Origin of the sequence: Nonomuraea mesophila (assembly GCF_004352805.1) — a bacterium.
Classification (GTDB): Bacteria; Actinomycetota; Actinomycetes; order Streptosporangiales; family Streptosporangiaceae; genus Nonomuraea; species Nonomuraea longispora.
In genome coordinates this window covers 1-10,940 of sequence record NZ_SMLD01000242.1, presented here as the reverse complement: position 1 = coordinate 10,940, position 10,940 = coordinate 1, and the positions used below count along the sequence as shown (strand labels likewise).

Sequence of the window (10,940 nt, the reverse complement as noted above, 5' to 3'; positions counted from 1 at the left end):
CCCCATCACAGGCCACAGCGCAACCCACTGAGCCGACCACCGAGCCGACCACCGAGCCGACCACCGAGCCGACCACCGAGCCGACCACCGAGCCGACCACCGAGCCGACCACCGAGCCGACCACCGAGCCGACCACTGAGCCGACCACGCAGGCGAGCACGGACTCCGGCGCGACCGACCGCCCGGAGCCGGGTTCGCCGATCACGCACGGCGAGTTCCCCGACTGGAAGTTCAGCCTCGGGGGCGCGAAGTTCGCCGCCGACAAGGTGGGCGGCTGGACGTACGACTCCTGCGACGGCCTGGACGGGAAGGGCGAGCTGGCCGAGCACAACTGTGAGCGCGCCGTCGAACTTGCCTACTCGGCCTACGCGGGGCATCTCAAGGCGGTCCAGGTCATCATGACGTTCCCGGACGAGACCGCCGCCAAGACCGCCTCGACGCGCCTGAACAAGCTTCCTTCCAACGCCCTGAAGTGGCGCCGGGACCAGGTGCTCGACACGTTCGACTACGGAAAGATCCGTTCGGGAACCGTCAAGAAGTACGTCGTCCTCACGGTCGTCACCGCCGACAGGACGGCCCGCGCCAAGGCCACGAAGTTCCACCACTACCTGCAGGCCGACCACAAGAACTACTTCCTCTTCCGCGACCTGTGACCGGCCGGGCCGCCTCCCACCGGGAGGCCGAACCGTGCCCCGACCCCCGGTGAGCGGCGGAGAGGTGCGCCGATAACGTCAGCATCATGTTCGATTCCCATCAGGGCGCGGGCCGGCGATGATCGGCGCCATCGCGGACGACTTCACCGGTGCGACCGACGTCGCGGTGGCCCTGCGCCGCCGTGGCATCCGTACCGTGCTGTTCTTCGGGCTTCCGCCGGAGCCGGCCGGGCCGGCTGAGCACGACGCGGTCGTGATCGCGCTGAAGACGCGGACGGCCCCCAGGGCGGACGCGGTCGCGCAGTCGACGGCGGCGCTCGGCCGGCTGCGCTCGCGCGGCGTGCGGCAGGTGTACGTCAAATACTGCTCCACGTTCGACTCCACGGCCGAGGGGAACATCGGGCCGGTCCTCGACGCCCTGGCCGACGCCATGGACGTGCCCGTGGTCGCCATGACGCCCAGCTCGCCCGAGCACGGGCGCACGCAGTACAACGGCTACCTCTTCGTCGGGGACGTCCTGCTCGCCGAGTCGCACATGCGCCACCATCCCCTGACCCCGATGACCGACTCCTACCTGCCGCGCCTGCTGGAGGGGCAGAGCGCGCACCGGGCGGGCGTCGTGAGGCTGGCGCAGGTCCAGGAGGGGGCGATCGGGCGGCGGCTGGCCGAGCTGCGGGCGGAAGGTGTGCGCTACGCCCTCGTGGACGCCGTGGACGACGCCGACCTCGTGAGCACCGGCCGGGCGCTGGCGGACGCGCCGCTGGTCGCGGGCGCGGCCGGGCTGGCCGGAGGGCTCGCCGCTGCGCACGCGCGGACCGGGCACGAGGAGGCGCCCGCCCCCGCGCCGCGGGGCGCCGCGGCGGTGCTGGCGGGCAGTTGCTCCGCCCGTACGCTGGAGCAGGTCGCCGCCATGATCGAGGCAGGCAGGCCCGCCTACCGCCTGGACGTGCTGGCCGACCAGGACCCGGACTCGCTCGCCGGGGACGCGCTGGTTTGGTACGACACGCTGGACGCCGCGGCCGGGGCGCCCCTCTTCCACGCCTCCGCCGAGCCCGCGGCGCTGCGCCGCGTACAGGAGGCCCTGGGTGTGGAGCGGTCGGCCGCGATCGTGGAGTCGGCCATCGGCCGCGTCGCGCAAGGGCTGGTCGAGCGGGGTGTCACCCGCGTGATCTCGGCCGGCGGCGAGACCTCGGGCGCCGTCGTCGGCGCGCTCGGCGTGCCGGGCGGTGTCATCGGCGCCGAGGCGGCACGCGGGGTCCCGTGGATCCACACCTCATCCGGCCTCGCCCTGCTGCTCAAGTCGGGCAACTTCGGCGAACCCGGCCTGCTGGTGGCGGCCTCGCAGTAAGCCCGCCCGGCTCGTGCGGGTGGGCGGTCAGTCGAGCAGGCCGAGGCGGCGGGCGGCGGCGGCCGCCTGGGTGCGGGTCGACACCTCCAGCTTGGCCAGGATGTTGGAGACGTGCACGCTCACCGTCTTCTGCGTGATGAACAGCCGTTCCGCGATCGCCCGGTTGGTGAGCCCCTCCGCGACCAGGCGCAGCACCTCGGACTCGCGGGCCGTCAGCCCTCCGGCTGCCTGGCCGCCGCCGAAGCGGGCCCTGCGCCCGAAGTCGTGCAGCGCGTTCTCCAGCGGCGCGGCGCGCAGCTTGCCCGCCGTCTCCCTGGCGAGGTCCCACTCTGCCTGCGCCGCCTCCCGCTCGCCCGCCGCGAGCAGCGCCTCGGCCAGCCGCCAGCGGGCACGCGCGCTCTCGTAGGCGAACCCGTAGTCGAAGGTCTCCACCACCTGCCGCCACAGGTCCACGTCGAGCCGGCCGTGCACACGGTGCCATTCGGCCTCGACGCGCAGCCCCCACGCCCGCCCTTCGGGGCCCAGGTGGCCGCCCTCGCCGGTGGGGCCGAGGTCGAGCGCCGCACGTGCGCGGCGGCGCAGTTCGTCGGCGCCGTCGGTGCTGCCGAGCTCCGCCAGCGCCCACAGCCCGACGGCGGCCATGCGGACGTTGCCCGACTCGCCCTCCAGCAGCCGGTCCATGACCGCGTGCACGTGGTCGAGCGCGGTCCGGGGGTCGCCGTTCCACAGGGCGTGCTCGGCGGCCAGGCCCCGGGACATGTAGGCGGCCAGCTCGTCGGACCAGAACGGCCGCAACCAGCCCAGCCGGCTCTCCACGGTCGCCAGGCCGCGCCCCACCTCGACGAACAGCGCGAACGACGACAGGATCGCCTCCGGCACGGTGCCCACCCGCGCGGGGAAGCCGGCCGCGACCGTCTCCGCCTCGTCCCACTCGCCCGCGACGTAGTGGATGAGGAACCGCAGGAAGCGCAGGTCGGTGCCGTAGGTGCTCCACTTGAGTCCGGTCTCGAACGCCATGCGGATGCCTTCGTCGGCCGCCTCCGCCGCCTGGTCGAGCGAGCCGCCCTCGTAGTGGATGCGGGCATGGTGGAAGCGGGCGCGAAGGTCCATCGCCAGGTCGCCCGAGGCCTCGGCGACCGCTGTCTTGACCAGCTCGTGCGCCCTCGCGGTGTCGCCCCGGTATTCGGCGTAGGTGGCCAGCGTGAGCAGCGCCCCGGTCTCGGCGTCCCTGGCCCCGCAGGCGTGGGCGACGTCGAGCGCGCGGGCGGCCAGGCCCTCGATCTCGCGGTGACGCGGGCTCCAGAGCAGCGCGCGGGCCTGGGTGGCGAGGGCACGGGCGAGCTGCGGCCCGTCGTGCGCGGCCTGGACCGCGCGCTCGGCGGCCGCGATCGCCTCCGCCGGGTCGTCGGCGTCGTAGAGGTAGTAGGCGAGCCGTTCGAGCACCTCGGACGTGGGCGGCAGGGCCCTGAGCCGGCTGATCGCGCGGTGGTTGTCGCCGGCGCCGGCCGCCATGACGGCGCTGCGGAAGGCCAGCTCATCCCGGCTCTCCCCGGCCGGCCCGGCCGCGCCGTCGACGCGGTCCCACAGGCCGAGCGCCCGGTCGTAGTGGTCGTGGGCCTCGGCGGGGGCGCCGAGCAGCGCGGCCTGGCGGCCCGCCTCGACGGAGGCGGTGAACGCTCCGGCCAGGTCGTGGCCGGCGAGGTGGTGATGGGCCAGCTCGGCGGGCGAGGTGAGCAGCCCGGCGAAGGCGGCGTGCAGCCGGGTGCGCTCGCCGGGCAGCAGGTCGGTGTAGACGGCCTCCTGCAGCAGCGCGTGGCGGAAGGTGTAGCCGTAGCCGTCGACCCTGAGCAGCCCGCGCGAGACGATCTCCCGCACCGCTTCCTCGAACTCGGCCAGCGGCAGCCCGGACACCTCCCGCAGCAGCGCGTCCTCCACCCTGCGCCCGGCCACGGCGGCGGCCCGCAGCACCCGCTGCCCCGCCTCCGGCAGCACCTCGACCCTGGACATGAGCAGCCCGGCCAGCTCGTCGGGCAGCGCGTCGCCCTCGGCCATGGCCGCGAAGAGCTCCTCCGCGTAGAACGGGTTGCCGTCGGCGCGGGACACGATGAGCCCGAGCTCCCGGGCGCTCACCTCACCCATCGTGGCCACGTAGTCGGACATGTCGCCCGCGCTCAGCGGCCCCAGCTCGACGTGCGTCACCGTCGGCAGCCGCCTCATCTCCGCCAGCACGGCCCGCAGCGGATGACGGCGGTGCAGGTCGTCGGTGCGGTAGGTGCCGACGACGCAGACCCGCTCGGTCTGCACCATGCGGCTGAGGAACACCAGCAGGTCGCGGGTGGACCGGTCGGCCCAGTGCAGGTCCTCGATCACGAACAGCACCGGCTGCACGTCGGCCAGCAGCCCGAGCAGCGAGCCGAACAACCGCTGCTGGGTGAGCCCGGCCGAATCCTCGCTCTCCTTGCCCGGGAGCAGCCGGCCCAGCATCGGATGGGCGGCGGCGGCCTGGCGGACCGCCGGCTCGGCGCCACGCAGCGCGTCGGCCAGCGGCAGGTAGGGCAGGGCGTCGCCCAGCTCGGCGCACTGGCCGGCCAGCACGTGGAAACCTCGCGCGCGGGCGTCGGCGGCCAGCTCGGTGGCCAGCCGCGTCTTGCCGATGCCGGCGTCGCCGCCGACGAGGGCGACGCCTGCCGTGCCGTCGGCGGCCGAACGCACCACCCGCACGAGCCTGGCCAGCTCGGCGGAGCGCCCGACGAGGGCATCTTTCATGCCAGAAACGATGCCACGCTCCTCCGACACTTCATTGGTCCGGGGAAACGGCCGCCAATTGGCCCTGATCTCCCTACCACATGCATTTTACGCTGCCTCTTTGTGATTCCTCCTACAACGTACGCGCTCTTCGTGACCGCCTCGCTCGCCCTCATCCTCATCCCGGGGCCGAACCACCTCTACATCACCGCCAGGGGCCTCGCACAGGGCCGGGCGGCGGGGCTGGCCAGCGCCCTCGGCGTCGAGATCGGCACGCTCGTGCACATCGCGGCCGCAGCCGCGGGCCTGTCGTACGTGATCGCGCAGTCGGCGACGCTCTTCGCGATCGTCAAGTGGGTGGGCGTCGCCTACCTCGTCTACCTGGGCATTCGTGCGTTCACGGGCAAGGACGCCGAGACCGGGGCGCCGCCGCGGCAACCGCTGCCCAAGGTGTTTCTCGAAGGTGTGCTGGTCAACGTGCTCAACCCCAAGGTGGCGCTGTTCTTCCTCGCGTTCCTGCCGCAGTTCGTCCAGCCTGACGCGGGCTCGCCGACCCTCCAGGTGGTGGTGTTCGGGCTGACGGCGCTGTGCCTGGGGCTGGTGTCGGACATCGTGTACGCGTTCGCCGCCGGCGCACTCGGTCACCGCCTGCGCCGGAGGGCGAGGACACTCAGGTACGTCAGCGGCGCCGTCTATCTCGGCCTGGGCGTGGCCACCGCGTTCGCCGGGAGACGATGAGGCGGCTCACAGGGACAGCGCGGCCGGGATGCGGTCGAGCACGGGGTGGGGCGCCAGCCCGTACGCGTAGAAGTCGACCGCGAGCGCGCCCGCCGCCCTGGCGCCCCTGGCCTTGGCCACCAGCCGGTCGGCCGAGTCGCTGTCGGGGTGACCCGGCCGCAGCACGGCGCGCACCTCGCGGTCCTTGCCCACGGACCGCAGGTAGGCCCCCACGTCGTCGGCCACCCTGGCCGCGTCGCGCGCGTAGGCCAGCACCCCGAAGGCCGGCACCAGGTCGCCGAGCGCCACCAGGTCGACGCCGAGCTGCCAGGCGTCGTGCGCGGCCAGCCCCGGTGTGGGCAGCCCGTCGGTGTAGCCCTTCACCGCGCCGGTCGCGTCGACGAACACCAGCCTGGACCCCTCGTCCGCCACGGCGGAGGCCACCTCGGACACGAGCGTGGTCACGGTCTCCGAGCGGGCTCTGGCGTAGGCGACGACCTCCGGCCCCGCGTACGCGGTCAGCGCCGCCCTGGTCACCTCGCCCTGCGCCGCCGGGTCGCCGTCGAGCACGCCGCCCACGATCCGCGCGCACTCGTCGCGCGCCACGTCCGCGTTCACGCCGAGGTCGGTGGCCCGGCGCATGCAGTAGTCGCAGAAGCAGAGCCCGAACAGGTAGGTGTCCATCGGCCCGAGCGGCACGAAGGAGCGCTGCGGCCTGAGCGGCCTGAAGTGCAGCGACTCGGCCACCACGCTGTCGACCCCGAGCCTGGCCACCGCCCTGGCCAGCGCGACGGCGTAGTCGCGTACGTCGGGGTGCGCGGGACACAGGTCGGTGAGCGAGCCCCGGTCGCCGAAGCAGTCGCGGACGGTGACGTCGGGATGCCTGGTGCCGAGCGTGGCGTTGCGCAGGAAGACCGTCCATCCGTGGAGCTTCATGGAGCGTTGCGCGCACGCCTCGCGCAGCCCGTCGAAAGCGTCCTGGTGGCCCGGCACGGGAGCCAGCCGCAGCCCGGCGAACAGGTCGGGCGGCGGGGTGAAGTGGGCGGCGTCGTGGCGGACGGTCAGCCGGGACAGCCCGTGCGGGGTGACGTCGCGGGAGGCGTGGTGCACGGCGCCGACGGTGACGCCGCGCACGCCGTACGCGCTGATCCTGTCGAGCACCCGCTCGACGCCCTCGCCGCGCAGGTCCTCGACGAAGGCGTACACCGAACTGTCCACAAGCAGACCTTAAGCGCTCTTGTGCGCGACGAAGTCGATCTCCACGAGGATGTCCATCAGCTCGGACCCCACGGTGGTGCGTACGGGGAAGGGCGGGTTGAAGTAGGACTTGTACACCTCGTTGTACGCGGCGAAGTCGCGCTTGAGGTGCTGCAGGTGGACCGTGGCCTTGACCACGTCGTCGAAGCCGAGGCCGTGCGCGGCGAGGATGGCGCCGAGGTTGCGCATGACGCGGTGCGTCTGGGTGGCGACGTCGTCGCCGTCGACCTGGCCGGTCTGCGGGTCGATCGGCCCCATGCCGGAGGTGTAGACGAAGTCGCCCACCACGAGACCCTGGGAGTAGGCACCGATCGGGGCGGCGCCCTCGGTGGTCCTAAGCTCCTTCTTCACGATTTCTCCCTAGAAGTTGGTGTGTATCGTGCCCACGACACGGTAGTCCTGGTCCACCAGAGGCAGCTCGCGCCACTTGTCGAACGCGGTGCACGGGTGCGAGATGCCGAACGCCAGCAGGTCTCCGACCTCCAGCCCGTCGCCGCGCACGAGGGCGTGCTGGTCCTGCATCTTCGTGACGGTGACGCCCGCGCGCCGCGCGACGGGCAGCCCCTCGTCGTACGGAGCGTCGCGCTTGCCCATGCCGACGACCGCCAGCCCCGGCTCGGGCGTGGAGAGCACGTGCGCCCACACCTCCAGCGCCGGCCGCAGCTCGCCCGGCATGCGGTTGAACGGCGTGCGCTCGCGGTAGTAGCCGTCGTCGTGCGTGACGTACGCGCCGCTGCGCAGCAGGATGCGGGCCTGGGTGGCGACGAGCTCGCGCCCGATCACGTCGAACCACTGGCTGCCGCCCACGGTCAGGATCGGGTCGCGGACGCGGAGGTATTCGACCGCCTCCTGCAACGTGTCCAGATATTTCCGTACGTCGTCGGCGGTCTTGAGCGCGCCCTCGTAACCCGCGACCCCCACCGGCTCGACCCCGGGCGTCTCCCGCGCGCAGGCCACCACCGCCAGCAGGTCGTCCAGCGAACGGCACCCGGCGCGCCCGCCTTCGTGTCCCAGCTCCACCAGCACCCGGAACGGCCGCGACCCCGCGTGGCGGGCCAGGATGCCGATCCCGGCCTCGGAGTCGGCGAAACTCAGGAACTCGAACGCGGGATCACGCTCCAGCTCGCCGGCCGCCCAGGCCAGCCCCACCGGGTCGACGACCTGGTTGGCCACCATGATCCGGCCCGCGCCGAACCCCCTGGCCGCGCGGGCCTGGCGCGGCGTCGCGACGGTCAGCCCCCAGGCGCCCGCGCCGAGCTGGAGCGCGGCGATCTCGGCGGACATGTGCGTCTTGACGTGCGGCGCCAGCTCCAGGCCGTGGTCGCGGGCGAAGGCCGCCATCGTCGCCACGTTGTGTTCGAGCGCGTCCTGGCGCACCACCATGAGCGGGAAACCGAGCGCTCCTTCGAAGATCGACCGCCCGAGCGTCTCCTGCACGAGGCCCCTTTCCTTCGGCGTCCGACGACATCTTCAATCCTGACATTTCCGGCAAGGCCCGGCCGGGCTCACGGCCGCAGCGCGCGCCCCGGCGTGGCGCCGGTCAGCTCTCCCCCGGCCAGCACGCGCGCCCCCGACACGAGCACGTCGTCCACGCCGGACGCGAGCGTGCGCGGAGCGTCGTACGTCGCCAGGTCGGCCACCGTGTCAGGGTCGAACACCACCACGTCGGCCGCGAACCCGCCCCGCACCAGCCCCCGGTCGGCCAGCCCGAACCGGCGGGCCGGATGCGCGGCCAGATGCACCGCGGCCTGCTCCCACGTCCAGTCGCCGAGCTCCCTGACATGCCGGCCGAGGAACCGGGCGAACGCCCCGAACCCCCGCGGATGCGGATGACCGCCCACGTAGATCCCGTCGGAGCCGCCGGTCTGCGACGGATGGCGCAACATGCGGCGTACGGACTCCTCACCCTCAGGGCCCTCGTCGGGGCGTGCGGAGATTACGCCCGCCTCCAGCCGCGTCTCCGTCAGGAGGCGGCGGCAGAACGCGGCCGGCTCCAGCCCTGCCCGCTCGGCCGCCGCCACCATGGTCAGGCCCTCCGCCCACTCCAGCCCCGGCGCGTGCGAGACGGTCAGCCTCGGCCAGGTGGCCGCCAGCGTCGGCCACCAGTCGTCGAGCGCGTCGGAGGCGATCATCTCCAGGGCGCGGTCGGTCTCCGCGCCGGGCACGGACGGCGGCAGCACCACCATGGCGAGGATCGTGTTGCCGCGCAGGTAGGGGTAGGTGTCGAAGGTCAGGTCGACGCCCTCGCCGAGCGCCCGCTCGACCAGCGGCAGCAGCACGTCCGACGGACCGTACAGGTGGGAGACGTGCATGGCCGCGCCGGAACGCCGGGCGATGTCCACCACCTCCTCCATGCCGACCCCGGCCCGCGCGCCGTAGGCGCGCATGTGGGTGACGTAGGGGAGGCCGCCGAGCGGAGCGCACAACGCGGCCAGTTCGCCGGCCGAGGCGTAGCGGCCCGGCAGGTATTCGAGCCCGCTCGACAGGCCGGCCGCCCCCTCCGAGAGCCCGCGCTCGACGTGCCGCACCATCGCCGCCACGTCGCCGGCCGAGGCGGGAGCGGACGACGGGCCCATGACGTCGTAGCGGATGGTGCCGTGCGGCAGGAGGTAGGCGGTGTTCAGCGCCACCGCGCGGTCGTAGCCGTCGAGCAGCTCCCCCACGCTCAGCGGCCCCTCCTGCGGCGCCCCGCCGGACAGGGGCCCGTTGACGGCGGCGAAATAGCGGGCGGCGTAGGCGACGGTCTCGGCCGAGCCGGGCGCGAAGGACAGACCGTCCTGCCCGAGCACGAACGTCGTCACCCCCTGCCGCAGCGCCGCCCGCTGCACGGCCGGATCGAACACGGCCGCGTCGCCGTGGGCATGGCAGTCCACGAAACCGGGCGCGACGAACCGGCCCGCCGCGTCGATCACCGTCTCGGCCTGCGCGCCGTCCAGCCGGCCCACCGCCGCGATCCTGTCGCCGGCCACCGCCACGTCCGCCCGGCAAGGCGGGGCGCCCGTGCCGTCGAGCACCCTGCCACCGCTGATGACTACGTCGAACCTCACCCAAGGATTCAATCAGAGCCGCGGTACGGCTTCCGTCCGCACTCCACCGAGGCGTTGACCGGATGTTCGGCCAGCAGGTCACGGGCCTGCGCGCGGGCCAGGTTCCAGCCGTTCCACGGATCGGGGCGGTCCAGCCCGTTGGCCTCGACCACGTCGGCGAGCACGCAGCTGCGCTGCGGCTCGGGCAGCCGGTCCAGGGCCGGCACCGCCTCCGCGCCGAGGTCGCCCAGGTAGTCGGAGTCGAGGTTGGTGACCCCGCGCACCTCCACCTGCGAGTACGCCACCCGCAGGTCGGGGTTCACGACGGCGAACGCGGCCAGGCCGATCCCGGTCACCAGCACGACCGTGCGCGGCAGCCAGCCCGCGCCGCGCCCCGCGAACCGTACCGCCCCGGCCAGCAGCACCAGCGCGAACAGGGCCCCCAGCCACCAGACCGTGGCCTGCACCGACAGCCGCAGCCTGGACAGGCCGTAGGCGTCGGTGTAGAGGTTCATCCGGTGCAGCGCCGAGACCAGCACCACCATCGTCAGCCCGCACAACATCGCGAGCAGCCCCGCCAGCGCCCAGCGCTCGCGCCGCTCCGCCCTCAGCAGCCCTCCGGCCACCGCCACGATGCCCAGCACGAACACGCTGACCACGACCAGCTGGAAGAAGCCCTGCCTGGCATACTCCGCGTAGCTCAGCCCCGCCGTCCTGAGCACCCAGGCGTCGCCCCCGAACAGCGCGGTGATCTGCACCGCCACGAACGACGCGAACAACAGGTTCACCGCCGTGAGCGGCACCAGCCAGATGCTCGTGCTCACCCTGAACTTCTTGCGCGGCCCCATGGGATCGTTCACCGGCCTGAGCGCCACCAGCACCACGGCGGCCAGCAGCACGGCGAACAGGACGAAGAGGAAGACCCGCAACGGCGCCGACTCCGCCCACTCCGGCGCGGTCGTCACCCGCCGCAGGTAGGCGGCGAACACCGCGTCCGCCGAGGCGAACAGCAGCCCGAACACCGCCAGCAGCACCGCCGTGATGCCCAGGGCGGCCATCGTCGGCATGACGCGCCGCCTGGCCGACACCCTCTTCAGCGGCCCGGCCAGGAACCACTGCACCGGGCCCAGCGCGAGCAGCACGGACGCGCCGCCCCTGATCACGCCCAGCCAGCCCGCGCCCGCCCCCGAGACC

10 protein-coding genes are annotated in these 10,940 nt (G+C 73.4%); 3 read left to right on the top strand and 7 right to left on the bottom strand.

All coding sequences use genetic code 11. The annotated features are described in order from the left end of the window. Positions 1 to 100: hypothetical protein (locus tag E1295_RS52760; RefSeq protein WP_425465405.1), on the bottom strand; the 100-nt coding region annotated here is incomplete at its 3' end. A 166-nt stretch (positions 101 to 266) separates the two neighbouring features. Between E1295_RS52760 and E1295_RS52755 the strand changes: the two genes are divergently transcribed. Further along, entirely contained in the window at positions 267 to 653 is a 387-nt protein-coding gene (locus tag E1295_RS52755; protein WP_425465404.1) for a hypothetical protein, read from the top strand. Positions 654 to 771: 118 nt separating this feature from the next. Further along, on the top strand, positions 772 to 2,001 hold the full coding sequence (gene otnK / locus E1295_RS44650; protein WP_132640895.1) for a 3-oxo-tetronate kinase: 1,230 nt from the start codon (positions 772 to 774) through the stop codon (positions 1,999 to 2,001). 27 nt (positions 2,002 to 2,028) lie between these two features. Here otnK and E1295_RS52125 read toward each other — a convergent pair whose 3' ends face one another. Beyond that, complete coding sequence (locus tag E1295_RS52125) at positions 2,029 to 4,767, bottom strand: helix-turn-helix transcriptional regulator (RefSeq protein WP_132640893.1); 2,739 nt, start codon at positions 4,765 to 4,767, stop codon at positions 2,029 to 2,031. A 102-nt stretch (positions 4,768 to 4,869) separates the two neighbouring features. Between E1295_RS52125 and E1295_RS44640 the strand changes: the two genes are divergently transcribed. Further along, a complete protein-coding gene (locus tag E1295_RS44640) occupies positions 4,870 to 5,484 on the top strand; it encodes a LysE family translocator (RefSeq protein WP_132640891.1) in 615 nt (204 codons plus the stop codon). A 6-nt stretch (positions 5,485 to 5,490) separates the two neighbouring features. Here the strand turns inward: E1295_RS44640 and E1295_RS44635 are convergent, their stop codons facing one another. The 5 genes from E1295_RS44635 to E1295_RS44615 form a co-directional block, all read right to left on the bottom strand. Then, positions 5,491 to 6,681: a hypothetical protein gene (locus E1295_RS44635; RefSeq protein WP_132640889.1), complete on the bottom strand. Its 1,191-nt coding sequence runs from the start codon at positions 6,679 to 6,681 to the stop codon at positions 5,491 to 5,493. Between the two features lie 9 nt (positions 6,682 to 6,690). Next, on the bottom strand, positions 6,691 to 7,074 hold the full coding sequence (locus E1295_RS44630; RefSeq protein ID WP_166427723.1) for a RidA family protein: 384 nt from the start codon (positions 7,072 to 7,074) through the stop codon (positions 6,691 to 6,693). 6 nt (positions 7,075 to 7,080) lie between these two features. Further along, on the bottom strand, positions 7,081 to 8,157 hold the full coding sequence (locus E1295_RS44625) for an alanine racemase (RefSeq protein WP_246081147.1): 1,077 nt from the start codon (positions 8,155 to 8,157) through the stop codon (positions 7,081 to 7,083). A 68-nt stretch (positions 8,158 to 8,225) separates the two neighbouring features. Next, the gene (locus E1295_RS44620) at positions 8,226 to 9,767 is read right to left on the bottom strand and encodes an N-acyl-D-amino-acid deacylase family protein (RefSeq protein ID WP_132640885.1); all 1,542 of its coding nucleotides are present in this window, start codon (positions 9,765 to 9,767) and stop codon (positions 8,226 to 8,228) included. Between the two features lie 8 nt (positions 9,768 to 9,775). Further along, the coding region (locus E1295_RS44615; RefSeq protein WP_132640883.1) for a DUF4153 domain-containing protein at positions 9,776 to 10,940 on the bottom strand (1,165 nt) is incomplete at its 5' end.

Bases quoted from the DNA above. Each gene is read 5' to 3' on its own strand.
- E1295_RS52125 (WP_132640893.1), bottom strand. From the start codon at position 4,767: ATGAAAGATGCCCTCGTCGGGCGCTCCGCCGAGCTGGCCAGGCTCGTG.
- otnK (WP_132640895.1), top strand. From the start codon at position 772: ATGATCGGCGCCATCGCGGACGACTTCACCGGTGCGACCGACGTCGCG.